Origin of the sequence: Cryobacterium sp. Y62 (assembly GCF_002929785.1) — a bacterium.
In the GTDB taxonomy this organism is placed as follows: Bacteria; Actinomycetota; Actinomycetes; order Actinomycetales; family Microbacteriaceae; genus Cryobacterium.
In genome coordinates, this window is sequence record NZ_PJJK01000120.1 from 110928 (window position 1) to 129892 (window position 18965).

Here is an 18965-nt window from a genome sequence, read left to right on the forward strand (position 1 = left end):
AGAACACATGTTCACAATACAAAAAGGCCGACTCGCGCTCGTTAGCGCCGTCGCGGTTGGGGCCGTAGTAGCCCTTGCAGGGTGTGCGTCCGGTGATCCGCTGGGCACTGGAAGTACGACAGCGAGCGAATCGGACACGTTGGTGGTTGGATCGCAGGACTACTATTCCAACGCCATCATCGCCGAGATCTACTCGCAGGCCCTCGAGGCCAACGGATTCACGGTGGAGCGTTCGTACCGTATCGGCCAGCGTGAGGTTTATCTGCCCGATCTCGAAGCGGGTGGTATTGACGTGTTTCCCGAATACACCGGCAGCCTGCTGCAGGCACTCGACGGTGAAGCCGCCGGCGGCACCAGCGATGCGACCTACACGCAGTTGCAGGAAGCTCTCCCCGACGGCCTGCGCGTGCTCGATAAAGCAGATGCCTCCGACCAGAATTCCTGGACGGTCACTAAGGACTTCGCTACGAAATACAACCTCACCGACATCGCTTCACTCAGCAACGTCACCGAGTCGATCACGGTCGGCGGAAACTCCGAACTCGAGACGCGCCCATACGGACCGACCGCGCTGAAGGAAAAGTATGGCATCGACATCGCCGGTTTCAGTCCCGTTGAAGACAGCGGCGGACAGATCACGGTCGACGCCCTTGTTGCCGGAGATATCCAGTTAGCGAACATTTACACGGCGAGCCCGCTGATTGACTCGTCCAATCTCGTCGCGCTGACCGACCCTGACGGACTGTTCTTTTCGGACAACGTTGTGCCGGTGGTGTCGAACAAGGTGGACGCGGCAGCCGCCGAGGTTTTGAACGCGGTCAGCGCCGCGTTGTCGGCTGCCGACCTGGCGACACTCAACTCCCAGAGTGTGACCGACGAGACCTCAGAAGACGTGATCGCGGCCGACTGGCTCAAGCAGGCCGACCTCTTCTAGTAGTCAGGAGCCGAGCAGAATATAGGCCGGCCCGGCCAGGAGCGCCACCGACACGGTGAGCGCTCCGGCCGTGGCAGCGCGGCGCAGGGGTGCTATCGGGTGCACCAGACGTGCGACCCGCGGCGATACCTGATTCACCGGGTGCTCCGGTGCAGCGGCGACTGAAGCGGATGCCGCGGCGGTAGCCCTCGCATCCGCTACAGGTGGCGGCTGTGCGGTAAAGCCGGCGACTGCAAAGCCAACGAGCGCGATCGCGTGGGCGAGGGTGTGATCGTCGACGACGCGGCGGGCGTGATCGTCCGCGAGCATCTCGACCAGTAGTGCCACCGCGTTTTCGGCCCGATTGGCGATGGGAAACCAGGGCAGGGCGCTGTGCCAGCTCTTGAAGGCCAGCAACACTAGGTGGTGCCGTTGCACGAGGTGTGCCTGTTCGTGGGCGATCACCGCGCGCACCTGATCGGCATCGAGCAGGCGCAGCAGTCCATTGGAGAGCACGGTCGCCGAGTGGCCGGCCCCGGGCAGGCAATAGGCCACTGGCGCCGGATGGTCGATGACGCGCATGCCCGGCTGACCATGCAGGGGGTCGCTGAGCAAAATGATGAGCGTGTGGTGCCGTCGCCGTTGCCGCTCGGCGCGCACGAAGGTCGCGAGCAGGTTCAACAGCAGGTGAGTGCCGAGTAGAACGGCGGCCCCGAGTGCGAGTACGTGGGTGAAACTGATTCCGGCGGGGAGCGTGCCGGCGCGCAGATCGTCGCCCAGTGCCATGAGGCTGTGCCCCAGATCGTTACCGAAGGGAAACAAGCCGTAGAGCAGAAAGGACCCGATCATGGATACCCCACCGGACAGGGCGATGGCTTGCCAGAGCACAAGGGCGATACCGGGGGAGCGGGCCGGCCAGTGGGAACGGGCCAGCACAACCGGAACCGGCCAGGCCAGCAGCACGGCCAGGAGGCCCAGTGCCGCGGCGGCGGTGATCACGAGGGTTGGTCAGCCGACACGTCGCTCAGGCGCTGTCGGACGTGGCGACACCCAGCAATTGGCGCAGCGTCTCGGCTTCCTGTGGGGTCACGTCGCCGATGAACCGGGCCAGGGTCGCCTGGCGGTCGGGCACCTGCCCGAGCACCTCGTGCATGAGGCCGGCCGTGTGGTCCGCGCGGGTCATGACCGCGGAATAGGCATGGGGACGGATGCCGCGATCGCGCGTGACAAAGCCTTTGGTTTCGAGCCGGGAGAGCACAGTAAGAATTGTCGTCGTCGCCAGGCGCTTGGCCGGAGCGGCCGAATTGTCGGGATGAATCAGGGCATCCTTGAGCTCGTTAGCAGTGAACGGTGACGAGGAGTTCCAAAGGACATCCATCATCATCCGTTCGAGCACACCCAAGTTTCCCATGAGGCCCACACTACGCCGCAAAACTGTAAGTTTCTACACGTTGTAGAAGAGTAATGTTCTACATGGCGTAGAAAACCATGCGCGAGTATCACAAATGCTGGAGGGCAGATGAACGAGTGGTTGGATCCCTTACTCCTCTCACGGTGGCAGTTCGGTCTCACAACCGTCTATCACTTTCTTTTCGTCCCCCTCACGATCGGCCTGGCTCTCACGGTCGCGATCTTTCAGACGGCGTGGGTGCGCACCGACAAGATCAAGTACCTGCAGCTGACGCACTTCTTCGGCAAGATCTTTCTGATCAACTTCGCCATGGGCGTCGTGACCGGCATCGTGCAGGAGTTTCAGTTCGGGATGAACTGGTCCGACTACTCACGCTTCGTCGGTGACGTCTTCGGCGCCCCGCTCGCGTTCGAGGGTATCGTCGCCTTCTTCCTCGAGGCGACATTTATCGGGCTCTGGATCTTCGGCTGGGACAAGCTACCCAAGAAGATTCACCTTGCGACCATCTGGCTCACGGCTATCGGCTCGATCGCCTCGGCCTACTTCATCCTCGCGGCGAACGCGTTCATGCAGAACCCGATCGCTTATACGATCAACGAGGAGAAGGGACGGGCAGAACTCACCAGTATCTGGGAACTGCTCACGAATCCCATTGCCCTCGCCGCGTTTCCACACACGATTTTCGCCTGTTTCATGGTTTCGGCCGGACTGATCATCTCGGTTGCCGCCTGGCATCTGTACCGCAATCAGCACCTCGACACGATGCGTCCGGCACTCAAATTCGGTCTCTGGATGATGGTCATTGCTGGCGTGCTTACCACGCTCGCCGGTGACCAGCTGGGCCTGGCCATGGTCGAAGCCCAGCCGATGAAGATGGCCGCTGCCGAAGCGCTGTATGTCACCGCGGCCGGCGCAGAGGCATCGTTCTCTATCTTCACCCTCGGCACGCCCGACGGCGTGAATGAGCTGTTCTCGGTGCGCATTCCGTACCTGCTCTCGTTCCTCTCCACCCATACCTTCGACGGCACCGTCGAAGGTATCGACAACCTGCAGGCACAGTACGTCGGTGCGTTTGGCCCCGGCGACTACACCCCGACCATCTGGATCACGTACTGGTCGTTCCGCTGGATGATCGGCCTCGGCCTGGCGCACATCCTGGTCGCCGTGGCCGGCCTGTTCTTCACCCGCAAGAACGCCAGGCCGACCCGCCCGTGGATGTGGAAGGTCGCGATTTGGAGCTTCCCAATGTCGCTGCTGGCAATGAGCGTCGGCTGGGTCTTCACCGAGATGGGCCGCCAACCGTGGCTGGTCTTCGGACTGCTGCGCACGCAGGACGGCGTTTCGCCCGGCGTCAGTGGCGTGGAGATTCTGATCTCCCTGATCGCCTTCACTTTGATCTACGGAATCCTCGCGGTGGTCGAGTTCAAACTCATTCTCAAGGCCGTTCAGAAAGGCCCCGACGATGCGCCGGTGCCCGACGCCGAAACCGGCGAACTCCAGCACGCTGCCACGGTCTACTAGAAAAGGAGACGACACTATGGATCTCACAATTCTTTGGTTCTGGATCATCGCCGTCATGTTCATCGGGTACTTCGTGCTCGACGGCTTCGACTTCGGGGTCGGCATGTCCCTGCCTTTTCTCGGCAAGGACGACACCGATCGCCGCGTTCTCATCAACACCATCGGTCCGGTCTGGGACCTCAACGAAACCTGGGTCATCGTCGCCGGGGCGTCGCTGTTCGCAGCGTTCCCCGAGTGGTATGCGACCATGTTCAGCGGCTTCTACCTGCCATTGCTGCTCATCCTGCTAGCGCTGATCCTGCGCGGCGTTTCGTTCGAATACCGGCACCAGCGCCCCGAATCGCAGTGGAAGAAGTGGTTCGACGGCATGATCATCGTCGGCTCGGCCGTTCCGGCGCTGCTCTGGGGCGTCGCCTTCGCCAACGTCGTGCGTGGCGTGAACCTCGACGCCAATCACGACTATGCCGGCACGATCTTCGATCTGCTGGGCCCCTACGCCCTGCTCGGCGGCGTCACGACGCTGCTGTTGTTCTTCGTGCACGGTGTCTTGTTCATCTCGCTCAAGACCGAGGGTGACATCCGGCTGTGGGCGCGCAAATTGGCCATGCAGTCCGGAATCGTCACGATCGTCGTCGCGGCCACTTTCCTGGCCTGGACGACCCTTGCGTACGGCACCTCGGCATCTGCTTTGCTTGCCGCCGCCGCTGCCGTCGCGTTGATCGCCTCGTTCGTGGCCAACCTGCGCGGCGCCGAACGACTTGCCTTCGGCCTGATGGCCGCCACGATCGGTCTGGCGGTGCTGACCCTTTTCGCGTCGCTCTTTCCCGACGTCATGCCCGCCAGCAACGACCCGGCCAACAGCCTGACTATCGCAAACGCCTCGTCCTCGGCCTACACGCTCGGCGTGATGAGCTGGACAGCACTGATCGGGATGCCCGTCATCCTGCTCTACCAGGGCTGGACTTACTGGGTGTTCCGCAAGCGCATCGGACGAGTGCACATTGAGGTCGCCGTACACTGAGGCAGTGCGCCCCCTGGATCCTCGTCTTCTTCGATACGCCTCGGCAGCGCGCCGGTTTCTCGCGATCGGTGCGCTGCTCGGGCTTGCTCAAACCGTCGTCGTCATCACGTTTGCCTGGTTGTTGACTCGGGCCATTATGCTCACGGTCGCGGGCGAGCGCCTAAGCACGATCGTGCCGACCTTGGCGGCCCTGGCCGGAGTTGTGGTGCTGCGCTCGGTGCTCATTTGGCTGCTGGAAGTCGCGGCTAACCGAGGCGCAGCCCAGGTCAAGAGCCAGTTGCGCGCGCGCGTTCTGGCCAAGCTCGCCGAGCGCGGCCCCGACTGGGTCGACTCTCAGCAGAGCGCACGCTTGGCGACCGTTGTCACGACCGGCCTCGACGCACTCGACAACTACTTCGCGCGGTATTTGCCGCAGCTGTTGCTGACCGCGATTGCCACACCGATTCTGATCGCGGTCATGCTCTGGCAAGACCTGCCCAGCGGCCTCACCGTCATCATCGTGATCCCGCTCATTCCGGTGTTCATGATTCTGATTGGGCGGGTCACCCAGTCCGTACAGCAGGAACAGTGGCAAGCACTGCAACGCCTCTCTACCGGGTTTCTCGACGTGGTCGGCGGCCTCGGCACCCTCAAGATCTACGGCCGGGAACGCCGTCAGTTTGATCGCATCCGTTCCATCACCGAGCAGTACCGCACGCGCACCATGAAGGTGCTGCGCGTCTCCTTTCTGAGCGGTTTCGTACTCGAACTCGCCGCGAGCCTCTCGGTCGCCCTTATCGCCGTGTCGATCGGCCTGCGGCTCATCGACGGCGCGCTACTCCTGGGCGTTGGACTGTTCGTTCTGCTGCTGGCTCCCGAGGCTTTTCTGCCGGTGCGCCAGGTCGGGGCGCAGTTTCACGCCGCGGCCGACGGCCTGGCCGCTGCCGAAGAACTGTTCGCGATTCTCGACGACGACATCGACACAACGGATGCCCCGGCGCCGGTCGATCCTGCGGCTGCGGCTGTCGCGCCGGGAGGCCTCGGTGCCGGCTCTCTCCGCCTGGTCGGCGTATCTATTCGGCGCGGTGACACCGTCGTGATCGACCGGCTGGACGCCGAATTCGCCGCCGGCGAAATCAGCGTGCTGCGCGGCGTGAGCGGAGTCGGCAAATCCACCCTCGTTGCCGCCCTGCTCGGCTTCGTGCCCCTCACCGGCGAAGTGACGCTCGGCGACGTTGCCGTGACAGCCGGGCCAAGTCGGCCGTGGCTGGCCTGGGCTGGCCAGCGACCCGGCCTGTTCCGGGGAACGGTGGCCGAGAATGTGGCGCTGGGGACGGTATCCGCTGGCCAGGGTACGCGCACCGTGAACCTGGTCGCTCAGGCCCTTGATTGGGCGGGGGCCGCGCAGCTGTCACCGACCACGGTGCTCGGGGTGAACGGCGACGGGCTTTCGGGCGGGCAGGCCCAGCGCGTCGCCGCAGCGCGCGCCGTTTACCGGGCCCTCGCGACTGAGTGCCAGGTCGTGATTCTGGACGAACCCAGTTCGGCGCTCGACGCCGACGCCGAGGCCGGTCTCCTCGCCGGGCTACGTCGTCTGGCCGACATGGGCCGCGTCGTGATCGTGGTCAGCCACCGGCCGGCCGTCCTCGCTGCAGCTGACCATGTGATCGAGCTAGAGAAGCTGATTCATGTTTGACCTGACGCTGGACCCGGCCGCGTGCGACGTGCTGCGGCTCGCCCAGCCGCGCCCGCGCTGGTTTGTTCCAGGCCTGCTGGCCGGCGTGACGAGTGCTGTTATGGCGGTGGCGCTGCTGGCCTGCTCGGCCTGGCTCATCACCCGCGCCGCCGAAATGCCGTCCCTGGCCTATCTCGGTATGGCTATCGTAGGGGTGCGTGCCTTTGCGATTTTTCGTTCGGTGTTTCGCTACCTGGAACGCCTGACCAGCCACGATGCCGCGTTCCGGCAGCTCGCCGAACTACGCCTGGGCATCTTTCGTCGCATCGTTCCAGTTGCCCCGGCCGGACTCGCCCAGACCGGGCGCGGCGACCTGCTCACCCGCCTCGTGCGCGACGTCGATGACCTACAGGACCTGCCGCTGCGGGTCGTACAGCCGTTGCTCGTCGCGGGAATCACCGTAGTGCTCAGCGTGATCGGCATTTGGTTGATCGTACCCGCCGCTGGCCTCACCCTGCTCGTCTGCCTGCTGCTGGCCGGAGTGCTCGGTACGGTTTTCTCCGGCAGCGTGGCAGCCAGGGCAGATCGAGAGCTCGCACCGCTGCGCGGCACCCTCGCCGACGAGGTGCTCGAAATCGTGGAGAACCTCGACGTACTCACCGCCTTCGACGCTCTCAGGCCGCGCCTCGCCCAGCTCGCCCGCACCGATGAGCGCCTGCGCCGGGCCGCCCTGCGCCGCTCGGTCGGAGTGGGTGTGCAATCGGCCGTCGTAGCGTTCTTTGCCGGTGCAGCAACGCTGGGCACGCTGTACTTCGGAATCCCCGCGCTCGATGGCGGCGGCGGCCCGCTCAGCCCGGACCTGCTCGGCCCGACCCTCATCGTCGCCGTGCTCGTGCCGATGGCCGTATTCGAGGTGTTCGGCATGATTCTGCTGGCAGCTTCGGCCTGGCGCCAGGTGCGGGTGAGCGCACGGCGCGTCGCCGAGGTTGTCCCAGCTTCGCGACCGGCCGAGATTCCCGTCGATGTTCCAAACCCCCAGCTGTTGCTGGCGACCCCGGTCGTGCTCGAACTGACCGGCCTGAGTGCCAGTTGGCCCGGCCAGACCGAACCAGGCGTGGCCGGTGTGACGCTGCGCCTCGCGCCCGGGGACCGGGTGCATCTGGCCGGACCGAGCGGTGCCGGCAAGACCACCCTCACGCAGGCCCTGGTGCGATTTCTCGACTACACCGGTTCGTACCGTCTGAACGGCGTCGAAGCGCGCCTGCTTGCTCAAACGGAGGTGCGGCGGGTGGTCGGACTGTGCGAGCAGCGTCCGTGGTTATTTGACGACAGCATCCGTCAGAATCTGCTGTTTGCCCGCGATACCGCCACCGACGCCGAGTTGCTGGCAGTGCTGGCCCGCGTCGGACTGGCCGAATGGGTCGGGGAGCGCGGCGGCCTCGATGCTCGTGTCGGGGAGCGCGGCGCCTTGGTCTCCGGCGGCCAGGCACAGCGTATTGCCCTGGCCAGGGCCCTGCTTGCCGATTTTCCGGTGCTCGTCGTCGACGAACCCACCGCGAACGTCGATAGCGCCCAGGCTGATGCCCTGGTACGGGATATCTTGAGCGCTGCGACCGACGCGCACCGGGCTGTCCTGCTGATTTCCCACACGCCGGTGCCGGACGAACTAGTGACGGCAAGGGTGACCCTGCCGACCCGGGCTCAGTCCATGTGACGCAGCTCGCGGCGGTGCAGCCACTTCTTGACCAAAAACATCGCCAGTATGAACAGCGCGATCACGCCGACGAACAGGTATCCGGCGAAGTGCAGGCTGCCGCTGAGCTCGCGGTAGCCGCCGGCCGCCACCGAGCCGACGGTGACATAGGTGAGTGACCAGATGACGCAGGCCGGCACGGTCCATGCTATGAAGGTGCGGTACCGCATCCGGCTCATGCCGACGGTGACTGGAATAAGCGAGTGCAGCACCGGCAGAAACCGGGAGATGAAGACAGCGACACCGCCGCGCCGGTCGAGGTAGTTTTCGGCGCGAATCCAATTGTGTTCGCCGATACGGCGGCCCAGCCGGCTCGCGCGGATGAACGGTCCAAAGTGGTGCCCGAGCGCGAAGCCGATGCTTTCCCCGCCCAGTGCTCCGACGATCACGGCCAGTACGAGCGTGACAAACTCGACCGGGCCGGACACGGCCGTGCTCGCGACGATCACAATGGTGTCGCCGGGAACGACCAGGCCGACCAGAACCGAGGTTTCCAGCAGCATGCCCAGAAAGGCCAGCAGTGTTCGAACGACCGGGTCGACGCTGGACACGGTGTCGAGGATCCACGTGAGGATGTCATTCATTTCGTTCAGCCTACGTGCTGCTCGGGAATCAACAACGCCGGGCTCTCTGGCGGCCGGGAGGTCAGCGGCGAAGGCTTCGTACTTCTTGCGACCTTGGCGTTGCTGCGTCCTAGTAATCTAAAGGGGGTACACCGGCGCTCTGTTGCGCGTGCACCTTGCATCAATCATGACTAACCCCTGCAATGAATGAATGAGAGTCACGTGGCACACGAGCACGAAAGCGTCCGCATCGATTCGCGCGATGAGATCGACGAAGAAGTGTATGACTTCGCCGCGATCCAGGCGAAGTGGCAACCCATCTGGGAGGAGCTCGCTCCTTTCAAGACGAGCGGTGAGGGCGACACCCGCCCGCGCAAGTACGTGCTCGATATGTTCCCGTACCCCTCCGGTGACCTGCACATGGGCCACGCCGAGGTCTATGCGCTCGGCGATGTCGTCGCCCGTTATTGGCGCCACCAGGGCTTCAACGTGTTGCACCCGATCGGCTGGGACTCCTTCGGCCTGCCGGCCGAGAACGCCGCCATCAAGCGGGGCATTGACCCGCGCGGCTGGACCTACGATAACATCGCCCAGCAGAAGAAGAGCATGAAGCTCTATGCGACCAGCTTCGACTGGGACCGCGAACTGCACACGAGCGACCCCGAATATTACAAGTGGACCCAGTGGCTGTTCCTGCAGCTGTACAAGAAGGGCCTGGCCTACCGCAAGGACAGCTGGGTCAACTGGGACCCGATCGACCAGACTGTGCTCGCCAACGAGCAGGTCCTGGCCGACGGAACGAGCGACCGCAGCGGCGCCGTCGTCGTTAAGAAGAAACTCACCCAGTGGTACTTTAGGATCACTGACTACGCCGATCGTCTGCTGGATGACCTCAACCAGCTTGAGGGCACTTGGCCGGCCAAGGTGCTCAACATGCAGCGGAACTGGATCGGACGCTCCATCGGAGCGGATGTCGACTTCGCCGTCGAAGGCCGAACCGAACGCATCACCGTTTTCACCACGCGTCCGGACACGCTGTTCGGTGCCACCTTCATGGTCGTCGCCCCGGACAGCGATCTCGCCGCCGAACTTGCCGCAGAGTCCACGCCCGAGGTACAGGAAGCCTTCCAGGACTACCTCGTGCAGGTTCAGCGCAGCACCGAGATCGAGCGTCAGGCGACCGACCGGCCCAAAACCGGCGTGTTCCTCGGCCGCTACGCCATCAACCCGGTCAATGGCGAACGCCTGCCCATCTGGGCGGCCGACTATGTGCTCGCCGACTACGGCACCGGTGCGATCATGGCCGTGCCGGCCCACGACCAGCGCGACCTCGACTTCGCCCGCGCCTTCGACCTGCCCGTGCGCGTCGTCGTCGATACCAACTCGCCGGCCACCGGCATGATCCCCGTCATCACCCAGAGCATGCTCGACGGCACCGAAGAACTGCCGGCGCTCGACCCGCTCAGCACCGGCATCGCCCTGGCGGGCGAGGGCCGCCTCGTCAACTCCGGTCCGCTGAACGGCCTGAGCAAGATCACCGCCATCAAGCGCATCATTGAACAGCTCGCTGCCGACGGCCTCGGCCGCTCCGCGAAGAACTATCGCCTGCGCGACTGGCTCGTCTCCCGGCAGCGCTACTGGGGCGCTCCGATCCCGATCATCCACGGCGCCGATGGCACCGAAATTCCGGTCCCCGAAGATCAGCTGCCGGTGCTGCTGCCGCCCGCAGAGGGTCTTGACCTGAAGCCCCGGGGAACGTCGCCGCTCGGCGGTGCGACCGATTGGGTCAACGTGCCGAACCCGATCGACGGCACTCCGTCGACACGCGACGCCGACACTCTGGATACCTTCGTCGACAGCTCCTGGTACTTCCTGCGGTTCCTGAACCCGAGTGATGACACCAAGGCCTTCGACCCGAAGGATGCCGAAAAGTGGGCTCCGGTCGACCAATACGTCGGCGGCGTTGAGCACGCCATTCTGCATCTGCTGTACGCGCGTTTTATCACGAAGTTTTTGTTCGACGAGGGCCTGGTGAGCTTCACCGAGCCCTTCACAGCTCTGCTCAACCAGGGCATGGTCATTCTCGACGGCGCCAAGATGAGCAAGAGCAAGGGCAATCTGGTCTACTTCACCGAAGAAATCGAACGCCATGGCGTTGATGCCGTGCGCCTCACGATGGCGTTCGCCGGTCCGCCGGAAGACGACATCGACTGGTCGGACGTTTCCCCGGTCGGCTCGGCCAAGTTCCTGGCCCGCGCCTGGCGCGTCGCCCGCGATGTCACGAGTGCGCCTGATGTGGAGTGGAAGACCGGTGACGTCACCCTGCGCCGCATCACCCACCGCTTCCTGTCCGACGCGCCCGGCTTGGTGGAGTCGTTCAAGTTCAACGTCGTCGTCGCACGCCTGATGGAGCTCGTCAATGCGAGCCGCAAGGTCATCGATACCGGTGCCGGGCCAGCGGATGCCGCGGTGCGTGAAGCCGCCGAGGCCACCGCCATGGCGCTAAACCTGTTTGCCCCCTACGCGGCGGAGGACATGTGGGAGCACCTCGGCTACGAGCCGTGCATCGCGCTCGTGCCATGGCGCAAGGCCGAGCAGACCCTGCTCGTTCAGGAATCGGTCACGGCGGTCGTCCAGGTCGACGGCAAGATGCGCACCCTGCTGGAGGTATCGCCGAAGATCTCTAGTGAGGACCTGGAGAAGATGGCGCGGGAAGCCGCCGCTGTCATCCGTTCGATCGGTGATCGCGAGATCATCAAGGTGATCGTGCGGGTGCCCAAGCTCGTCTCCTTCGTCACCCGCCCGTAGCGCCGGACAAAATCGGCCCTGGCTGACCCTCGTAGGATCGGTCGGGGCCTTCTCCACAGGCCCGTTTAGTCTCATCTGTGCACAGATGGGTCATCCGACCACAAACGGATGCTTCGCGCGGCCTAGCCTGCGAGCATGCAGCATGACCGGTTCCCCCTCGATCTGGAGCGCCTCGCTCCGGCCGCGCGGGGACGTCCCCGACTGCGAGTCGGCGTGGGAACCGCCGTCGTGCTCTTGCTGCTCGCCCTCGTGTTCGCCGTCATCGTGTCGGCGGTGGGCCAGCAGGCGGGGCAGCGCACGGTCGGCTCGGAAACGGTATCGATCCCCACGGGCGGCAGCCTAGAGCCGTTTGATTCCGGTGCGAGCACAACTCCGGATGGCTCTGCCACGAGCGCGATCATCTTCGTGCACGTTTTGGGAGCGGTCGCCCGGCCCGGTCTGTTCGAGTTGCAGGACGGTGCCCGGGTCATGGATGCGATCGCCGCCGCCGGCGGGCTGAGCCCCGAGGCCGACCCTGCCGGGGTCAATCTCGCCCGCATCGTGAGCGACGGGGAGCAGTTCTACGTGCCGCGGCAGGGTGAGGTTCCACCGGGCGTTCCAGCGGCGACCGTCTCGGGGGGAGCTGGCGCACCCGCCGCCAAGGTCAACCTTAACTCGGCGACGCTCGCCGACCTCGATTCCCTGCCCCGCATCGGCCCAACCATGGCGCAGCGCATCATTGACTTTCGCACGGCTAACGGGCGATTCGCCAGCGTAGACGGCCTGCGCGATGTCGCGGGAATCGGCGACAAAACGTTCGAGGCGCTCAAAGACCTCATTACAGTATGAGCCTCGACCTACGGCTGGCGCTTCCGGCCCTGGCCGCGTGGCTCACGTCGGGGTTGCTGATCGGAGCGCCAGAGGGTGCCTGGTCCATTGCCCTTGTGCTGTGGGCAGCGGCCGGGGTGACGGCGGGCATCCTCGTGATGAAACGGATGCCGGCGCGCAGACGTGAAATGAACCAGCGTTCAGAGCCCAGCCGCTGGCAGCTGCTGGGCGGCAGCGTCGTTCTCTGCTGTGCCGCCGCGGCACTTGTGGCCACTGCCGTCGGGGTGTGGGCGCCGGTGCGCCTCCCGCCGGAGATGCGTGCCGCCGCGGAGTCGCACGCGACGCTCACGGCCACGGTCACCGTCTGGTCGGTTCCGGTTGCTGCCAGGGCCTTCATCGGTAGTGGCACTTCGGGACGAGTACGCTACCGGGCCACGCTCACGCAGGTCGACCTGCGCGGCGATACGACGCGATTGGAAAGCCCGGTGGTGGTGTTCGCCGAGGCAGCCAGGGGAGGCCACGAACCCGAGATCGGCACCAGCCTGCGCCTGCGCGGCACCCTGCGCCCGACGAACCCGGGCGACGCAGCGGTCGCCTTGGTCTTCGCCACCGAACCCGCTCAGGTGGCCGAGTCGCCGCCCTGGTGGCTGCAGTGGTCGAACGAGCTCCGCGCTCGGTTCGCGGCGGCGGCGACGAGCCTCCCCGGCGACGGGGGAGACTTGCTCCCCGGCCTGGCGATCGGCGACACGAGCGCAGTCAGTCCAGCCCTCGATCAAGCCATGAAAACCAGCTCACTGAGCCATTTGACCGCGGTTTCCGGCGCCAATTGTGCCATCGTCATCGCTTCGATCATGCTCCTCGGTGGCTATCTGCGCCTGCGCCGCAGCTGGCGCATTCTGCTATCACTCGTGACACTGCTCGGCTTCACAGTCCTGGTTACTCCGGAGCCGAGCGTGCTGCGCTCGGCGGTCATGGCCACCCTCACCCTCGCGTCGATCGGCGTGGGCCGGCCCGGGCGAGGCGTGCCCACCCTGCTCGTCGTCGTGATCGGGCTGCTTGCGAGCGATCCCTGGCTGGCCCGAAACTACGGCTTTGCGCTGTCCGTGCTCGCGACCGCGGGGCTCCTCATCCTGGTCGGACCGCTCAGCCGAGTACTCAGCCAGTGGATGCCGCTGGCCCTGGCTGCCGTCATCGCCATCCCTTTGGCCGCCCAACTGGCCTGTCAGCCCATACTCATTCTGTTGAGCCCCAGCCTGCCGCTCTACGGGGTGCCGGCCAACATTCTCGCTGGTCCTGCCGCACCGGTCGCCACGGTGGTCGGGCTGATCGCCTGCCTGACTCTGCCGGTTCTCCCGGGCGTAGCGTCGGGCCTGCTCGCCGGGGCCTCGCTGCCGTCGGCCTGGATCGCTGCCGTGTCCCAGACCATGTCGACGCTGCCGGGCACCCGTCTGCCGTGGCCCGGCGGAGTGCCCGGCGTCTTGCTGCTCTCGGTCGTCACCCTGCTCACTCTCGTGGTCGTATTGCGTGGGCCCGCTGCTCGCCCCGCACGCTGGCCGGCGGCGGTTCTCGCCGTGCTGCTGGTCGGGTTCGGGGGCTACGCCGGGTCACTGATTGGCACCCAAATCGGCCGCGCCACCACTTTTCCGGCGAACTGGCAGATTGCGGCTTGCGATATCGGGCAGGGTGATGCCGTTGTCGTGCGCGACGGTGATGAGTACGGCCTGGTTGACGTCGGGCCCGATCCGAAGCTGCTCTCGAGCTGCCTCGCGACTCTCGGCATCAGCCGCATCAACCTGCTCGTGCTCACCCATTACGACCTCGACCATATCGGCGGAGTAGATGCAGTCATTGGCATGGTCGATACCGCCCTGGTCGGGCAGCCGGAGAACGCGCAGGACGAACGCCTGCACGAGCGTCTCGCGGCTGGCGGAGCCGTCGTGCGCCAGACGTCTCGGGGTGATGCCGGTACGCTTGGAGGACTGCGCTGGAACATTCTCTGGCCCGTCCGTGGAGCCACCACGATGCAGGTGGGCAACCCGGGAAGCATCACCATTTTGTTCGAAGGGCGGGGCCTTCGTTCGATTTTTCTCGGAGATCTTGGCGAAGAATCGCAGAATGCCCTGCGGCGGATCTCGCCACCCGGCTCGGTCGACGTCGTGAAGGTCGCCCACCACGGCTCGGCCGATCAGAGCTTCGAGCTGTACGCCGAACTGCGGGCCAGGGTGGGGCTGATCTCGGTCGGCACGACAAACACCTACGGGCATCCCACCGACGCGTTGCTTAACACTCTCGCCTCGGCGGGAACCCTGTCCGTGCGCACCGACCGGGAGGGAATGTCAGTGGTTGCGCCGGGGGATAACGGCACGATCGTGCTCTGGACGGAGAAGATCGCCGACCGCGGTCCGCCCGCGCCGTCGACTGCTGCACCGACTGCTGCACCGACTGCTACCGGGAGGGTCAGCGGTGCGCGTTAGGCTTGATCGACCACCCGCATGACACGCAAGGAGAGCGCTATGGCCGCACGATCCGCCACGACCGGCTCCCGCGCGGGCAAGGCAGCCCCCACCCGCGCGGCCAAGGGCGCCGTCATCCCCCAGCTCGGCTGGCATCAGGTGCGTCCGGCGCCGATCGTGCTCGTCTCGGGGACCGAAACGTTTCTCGCGGAACGTGCCATCCGTCAGCTGCGCGACTTTCTCAAACTTGAAGATCCCAGCCTCGAAATCAGCGACGTGCAGGCTGATAGCTATGCCCCCGGTGAGCTGCTCACCCTGGCGAGCCCGTCCCTGTTCGGCGAGCCGCGGCTGATTCGGGTCAGCAATGTCGAGAAGTGCAGCGACACCTTTCTGGCCGAGGCGCTCGATTACCTGGAGAACCCGGCCGATGACACCTATGTCGTGCTGCGACACGGCGGGGGAGTGCGCGGGAAGAAGCTGCTCGACACCATTCGCAGCGGTCTCGGTGGCGCCATCGAGGTGGTCTGCACCGAGCTCAAGAAGGACACCGAGAAGTACGAATTCGCATCCAACGAGTTTAAAGCGGCCGGCAAACGGGTCACCGCGAGTGCGCTGCGCCAGCTCGTTGCCGCGTTCTCCGACGATTTGGCCGAACTCTCCGCTGCCTGCCAGCAGCTCATCGCGGACGCGACGAGCGAGGTCACCGAAACCACGGTCGACCGTTACTACGGTGGCCGCGTCGAAACCAACGCCTTCAAAGTCGCAGACTGGGCTATCGCGGGCCGCACTGGTGAGGCCCTCGTGACGCTGCGGCACGCCCTCACATCCGGGGCTGACCCGGTGCCGATCGTCGCGGCTTTCGCCATGAAGATTCGCACCATGGCGAAGGTCTTTGGAGCCCGCGGCGGTTCCGCCCAGCTCGGCGCCCAGTTCGGCCTGGCCCCCTGGCAGGTGGAACGAGCGCAGAAGGACCTGCGAGGCTGGAGCGATGAGGGCCTCGCCCGCTGCATCGTCGTGCTCGCAGAAACGGATGCGGCGGTGAAGGGTGCCGGTCGCGACCCGGTCTACGCCTTGGAACGTCTCATCGGCGTGATCGCCCGCCGAGGCGAGGGCTAGCGCCACTGGCAACGAGCGGGTCTCCGGGGTACTGAGTTTGCTGTGGCAGCATGAGGGGTCGACCGCAACGTACGCCCAGTCATGGATCACTGCGTCACAGATATCGCGCCCGATTCGTGGCCCAGGCAAGGCGTCACGGCTGACCGAACGGGTTGCGAGCCGACGGACGCAAAAAACCCCAGCCGAGACGGCGGGGGTTTCTGTGCGACGAGGGACGGCATCCGCTCTAACGAGCCGATGCAGACACCAGGCGCGAATGGAGCCAGTGTCGATTAGACGAGTGCGGAAACGGCTTTCGCGATGGCCGACTTCTTGTTCGCAGCCTGGTTCTGGTGGATTACACCCTTGCTGACGGCCTTGTCGAGCTTCTTGGAAGCAAAGGCGAGACCGACGACGGCCTTGTCCTTGTCGCCAGCGGCAATCGCAGTACGAGTCGCGCGGATCGCGGACTTGAACTCGCTCTTGACAGCCTTGTTGCGCTCCTGGGCCTTCTTGTTGGTGCCAATTCGCTTGATCTGCGACTTGATATTTGCCACGTTTTTTACGCTTTCGTTAGGTTCTCGTACGGACAGCCGCTCAGCGGTAGAGGGCGCTTCTGCGGCGAAAATCGTGCGGGGTGGGACCCAACACGCAAGCCAAGTAGTAATGTTACCAGCAATTGCTGCCTCCCCAAAACCCGCCCGGTCTCCGGGAGTCCCTTCCCGTCCGCGCGAGTGGAGACCGCTCTACCCGCCGTGCACATGACTGCGCCCGATCTGGCTAGCCGCTACGCCGGTTACCGTAGTGCGCAGCGGTATCGAACGCGGCCACGTGGGTACAGCCGCAGCCCGCCGTCATCGAGCCGGGGGCGCGGCCGACACCCGCCCGGTGACCTGCAACAGGATCGCGGTGAAGCGCTCGGGCTGGACGAGGCTCGACAGGTGCGTCGCTCCCGGCACCACGACGACCGTCCCGTTGCGGCAGGCGGCAAGAAAGCGCCGCTCGTTCAGCCGAAAGTGATCGAGTGCACCGTTGACCAACCAGATCGGGCCGGGATACGCCGCGAGGCTGGCCAGGGGAGTCAGCGTTGAGGTCGCCTGCAGGCCCGAATCCATCACGTCGAGTGCGGCGCCGCCCGCGAGCACGTCGCGGGCGGCGGCCGCGGGCAAAAGGAGGCGCGCCAGGCCCTCGTGCAACCACAAGCCTCGATCGGGCAGCCGGTGAATTATTCGGGCCAGCAGTCGATACCCCTCAAGCAGCACGCCTTTCGGCACGGCGCTACAGCCGGCAGCGACCAGCCCGGCCACCCGAGCGGGGTGCTTCGCAGCGTAGGCCACGGCATAGTAACCGCCGAGCGAGAGCCCGACCAGCAGTACCCGGCCGCCGAGCGCCGTCACCCCATCGTCGATGGCGGCGAGCGCGGCCGGCACAGTGAACGTCTCATTCATCCGCTGCCCATGGCCGGGCAAATCGATTGCGAGCACGGGATACCCGGCAGAACGCAAGGTTTCCTCCTGATACCGCCACATCGTGGCTGAGGCGCGAATGCCGTGCACGAGCAGAACCGGCACGCGGGCTTCGGGAGTCTCCATGCCGTGAGCCTAGCCAGCCCCGCTTGGAGTGCCCCGATCAAAGTGCATGCCTAGGCTAGAGCCATGAGACCTGCACCCACGACCACCCTGACCGCCATCATCAATGCTCGCGTCGTGCCGGTACTCGGTGACACCATCCCGAACGGCACGGTGCTGATCGAGAACGGTCGTATTAGCGCTATCGGCGCCGACCTCCCAGTACCGAGCGGCGCGCAAATGATCGACGCCAGTGGCAAGTGGGTACTGCCCGGCTTCATCGAGGCACACGGGCACGTGGGCATCCACGAAGAGGCGAACGGATGGGCCGGCAACGACACCAACGAAATGACCGGCCCGAATATGGCTGCTGTTCGTGCCATCGACGCCATCAACATCGATGACGAGGGCTTTCGCGACGCGCTCTCCGGCGGAGTCACTACGATCGTGGTCAAGCCCGGCTCCGGCAATCCGATCGGCGGCCAGTCGGTCGCGATCAAGAGCTGGGGCGGCCGCACCATCGACGAGCAGGTGATCAGCGACGCAGTGAGCATCAAGAGCGCTCTTGGGGAGAACCCGAAGCGGATCTACGGCGAGAAGAAGCAGACCCCGAGCACCCGCCTCGGCGTCAGTCTGGTCATTCGCCAGGCCTTCGTCGAGGCCCAAAACTACGTGCGCGCACGCGATGCCGCCGCCGAGAAGGGCGAAACCTTCACCCGCGATCTCGGCAAGGAGGCCCTGGCCCGGGTCCTCTCCGGGGAACTCGTCTGGGACCAGCACGTGCACCGCCACGACGACATTGCCACGGCCATCCGTTTAGCGGAGGAATTCGGCTATCGCCTCGTGATCAACCACGGCACCGAGGGGCACAAGGTCGCCGACGTGCTCGCCGAGAAGAACATCCCGGTCATCTTCGGTCCGATGCTCACAGCACGCACCAAGGTCGAACTGCGCGACCGAGCCATCGGCAACCTCGCCGTTCTCGCCGCCGCCGGCGTTCGGGTGGCCATCACGACTGACCATCCGGTCGTTCCGGTGAACTTTCTCGTGCACCAGGCCGCCCTGGCCGTGAAGGAGGGGCTGCCGGTGCAGACAGCGCTCGAAGCGCTCACCGTCAACCCGGCCGTGATTCTCGGGCTCGACAACCGAGTCGGATCCCTCACCGTTGGGCTCGACGCCGACGTCGTGATCTGGTCCGGTGACCCGCTCGACCTCGCCTCCCGCGCCGAACTCGTGCTCATCGACGGCGTCGAGGTCTACCGGCACAGTGACGGCTTCGGCCAGGTCGTCGAACGAGCACATCGCGCCTGAGCTTCGGTCATCTCTGCAGAACTCACAAATTTCTGCGCGGGGTGGCGCGTATGAGTCATCAGTGCCAGCTCGTGCGCGACTCGCGTA

The 18965-nt window shown here is 65.2% G+C and carries 15 protein-coding genes; 10 read left to right on the forward strand and 5 right to left on the reverse strand.

Annotation, left to right across the window (positions count from 1 at the left end):
• The first annotated feature begins 7 nt into the window (after positions 1-7).
• Complete coding sequence (locus tag CXY71_RS18910; protein WP_104139193.1) at positions 8-934, forward strand: ABC transporter substrate-binding protein; 927 nt, start codon at positions 8-10, stop codon at positions 932-934.
• Between the two features lie 3 nt (positions 935-937).
• Here CXY71_RS18910 and CXY71_RS18915 read toward each other — a convergent pair whose 3' ends face one another.
• Together CXY71_RS18915 and CXY71_RS18920 are read right to left on the reverse strand one after the other, a co-directional pair.
• Positions 938-1912, reverse strand: coding sequence for a M56 family metallopeptidase (locus CXY71_RS18915; RefSeq protein ID WP_104139196.1), 975 nt, complete (start codon positions 1910-1912; stop codon positions 938-940).
• A 25-nt stretch (positions 1913-1937) separates the two neighbouring features.
• Complete coding sequence (locus tag CXY71_RS18920) at positions 1938-2324, reverse strand: BlaI/MecI/CopY family transcriptional regulator (protein WP_104139199.1); 387 nt, start codon at positions 2322-2324, stop codon at positions 1938-1940.
• Between the two features lie 108 nt (positions 2325-2432).
• Between CXY71_RS18920 and CXY71_RS18925 the strand changes: the two genes are divergently transcribed.
• Genes CXY71_RS18925 through cydC form a run of 4 tightly spaced genes read left to right on the forward strand, consistent with a single transcriptional unit; the run spans position 2433 to position 8234 of the window.
• On the forward strand, positions 2433-3845 hold the full coding sequence (locus CXY71_RS18925) for a cytochrome ubiquinol oxidase subunit I (protein WP_104139202.1): 1413 nt from the start codon (positions 2433-2435) through the stop codon (positions 3843-3845).
• A gap of 16 nt (positions 3846-3861) precedes the next feature.
• Positions 3862-4866 (forward strand): cytochrome d ubiquinol oxidase subunit II, encoded by a 1005-nt coding sequence (cydB, locus tag CXY71_RS18930; RefSeq protein WP_104139205.1) that lies wholly within the window; start codon positions 3862-3864, stop codon positions 4864-4866.
• Positions 4867-4870: 4 nt separating this feature from the next.
• Positions 4871-6541, forward strand: a complete 1671-nt coding sequence (gene cydD / locus CXY71_RS18935; protein WP_104139208.1) for a thiol reductant ABC exporter subunit CydD — start codon at positions 4871-4873, stop codon at positions 6539-6541.
• The gene (gene cydC, locus CXY71_RS18940; protein WP_104139210.1) at positions 6534-8234 is read left to right on the forward strand and encodes a thiol reductant ABC exporter subunit CydC; all 1701 of its coding nucleotides are present in this window, start codon (positions 6534-6536) and stop codon (positions 8232-8234) included. Before cydD ends, cydC begins: the two co-directional genes overlap by 8 nt.
• Here cydC and CXY71_RS18945 read toward each other — a convergent pair.
• Positions 8222-8857 (reverse strand): DedA family protein, encoded by a 636-nt coding sequence (locus tag CXY71_RS18945; protein WP_104139212.1) that lies wholly within the window; start codon positions 8855-8857, stop codon positions 8222-8224. The genes cydC and CXY71_RS18945 overlap by 13 nt on opposite strands.
• A 186-nt stretch (positions 8858-9043) precedes the next feature.
• Here CXY71_RS18945 and leuS point away from each other — a divergent pair, with 186 nt between their 5' ends.
• The 4 genes from leuS to holA all read left to right on the forward strand — a co-directional run bounded on the left by leuS (position 9044) and on the right by holA (position 16020).
• Positions 9044-11644, forward strand: a complete 2601-nt coding sequence (gene leuS / locus CXY71_RS18950) for a leucine--tRNA ligase (protein ID WP_104139215.1) — start codon at positions 9044-9046, stop codon at positions 11642-11644.
• A gap of 135 nt (positions 11645-11779) precedes the next feature.
• Complete coding sequence (locus tag CXY71_RS18955; protein WP_104139218.1) at positions 11780-12472, forward strand: helix-hairpin-helix domain-containing protein; 693 nt, start codon at positions 11780-11782, stop codon at positions 12470-12472.
• Positions 12469-14925: a ComEC/Rec2 family competence protein gene (locus CXY71_RS18960; RefSeq protein WP_104139222.1), complete on the forward strand. Its 2457-nt coding sequence runs from the start codon at positions 12469-12471 to the stop codon at positions 14923-14925. The genes CXY71_RS18955 and CXY71_RS18960 overlap by 4 nt, the downstream gene beginning before the upstream one ends.
• A gap of 39 nt (positions 14926-14964) precedes the next feature.
• The gene (holA, locus tag CXY71_RS18965) at positions 14965-16020 is read left to right on the forward strand and encodes a DNA polymerase III subunit delta (RefSeq protein ID WP_104139225.1); all 1056 of its coding nucleotides are present in this window, start codon (positions 14965-14967) and stop codon (positions 16018-16020) included.
• A 272-nt stretch (positions 16021-16292) separates the two neighbouring features.
• Here the strand turns inward: holA and rpsT are convergent, their stop codons facing one another.
• Both rpsT and CXY71_RS18975 read right to left on the reverse strand, forming a co-directional pair.
• Positions 16293-16556, reverse strand: coding sequence for a 30S ribosomal protein S20 (gene rpsT, locus CXY71_RS18970; protein ID WP_092339797.1), 264 nt, complete (start codon positions 16554-16556; stop codon positions 16293-16295).
• 297 nt (positions 16557-16853) lie between these two features.
• Positions 16854-17591, reverse strand: coding sequence for an alpha/beta fold hydrolase (locus CXY71_RS18975; RefSeq protein ID WP_233204723.1), 738 nt, complete (start codon positions 17589-17591; stop codon positions 16854-16856).
• A gap of 63 nt (positions 17592-17654) precedes the next feature.
• On the opposite strand from CXY71_RS18975, the gene CXY71_RS18980 reads away from it, so the two are divergent.
• Positions 17655-18878 (forward strand): amidohydrolase, encoded by a 1224-nt coding sequence (locus CXY71_RS18980; RefSeq protein WP_104139228.1) that lies wholly within the window; start codon positions 17655-17657, stop codon positions 18876-18878.
• Positions 18879-18965: the final 87 nt, after the last annotated feature.

Excerpts from the sequence above, each read along its gene's own strand:
- CXY71_RS18910 (WP_104139193.1), top strand. The coding sequence starts at position 8 with ATGTTCACAATACAAAAAGGCCGACTCGCGCTCGTTAGCGCCGTCGCG.
- CXY71_RS18920 (WP_104139199.1), bottom strand. The coding sequence starts at position 2,324 with ATGGGAAACTTGGGTGTGCTCGAACGGATGATGATGGATGTCCTTTGG.
- CXY71_RS18925 (WP_104139202.1), top strand. The coding sequence starts at position 2,433 with ATGAACGAGTGGTTGGATCCCTTACTCCTCTCACGGTGGCAGTTCGGT.
- cydB (WP_104139205.1), top strand. The coding sequence starts at position 3,862 with ATGGATCTCACAATTCTTTGGTTCTGGATCATCGCCGTCATGTTCATC.
- cydC (WP_104139210.1), top strand. The coding sequence starts at position 6,534 with ATGTTTGACCTGACGCTGGACCCGGCCGCGTGCGACGTGCTGCGGCTC.
- CXY71_RS18945 (WP_104139212.1), bottom strand. The coding sequence starts at position 8,857 with ATGAATGACATCCTCACGTGGATCCTCGACACCGTGTCCAGCGTCGAC.
- leuS (WP_104139215.1), top strand. The coding sequence starts at position 9,044 with ATGAATGAGAGTCACGTGGCACACGAGCACGAAAGCGTCCGCATCGAT.
- CXY71_RS18955 (WP_104139218.1), top strand. The coding sequence starts at position 11,780 with ATGCAGCATGACCGGTTCCCCCTCGATCTGGAGCGCCTCGCTCCGGCC.
- CXY71_RS18960 (WP_104139222.1), top strand. The coding sequence starts at position 12,469 with ATGAGCCTCGACCTACGGCTGGCGCTTCCGGCCCTGGCCGCGTGGCTC.
- holA (WP_104139225.1), top strand. The coding sequence starts at position 14,965 with ATGGCCGCACGATCCGCCACGACCGGCTCCCGCGCGGGCAAGGCAGCC.
- CXY71_RS18975 (WP_233204723.1), bottom strand. The coding sequence starts at position 17,591 with ATGGAGACTCCCGAAGCCCGCGTGCCGGTTCTGCTCGTGCACGGCATT.
- CXY71_RS18980 (WP_104139228.1), top strand. The coding sequence starts at position 17,655 with ATGAGACCTGCACCCACGACCACCCTGACCGCCATCATCAATGCTCGC.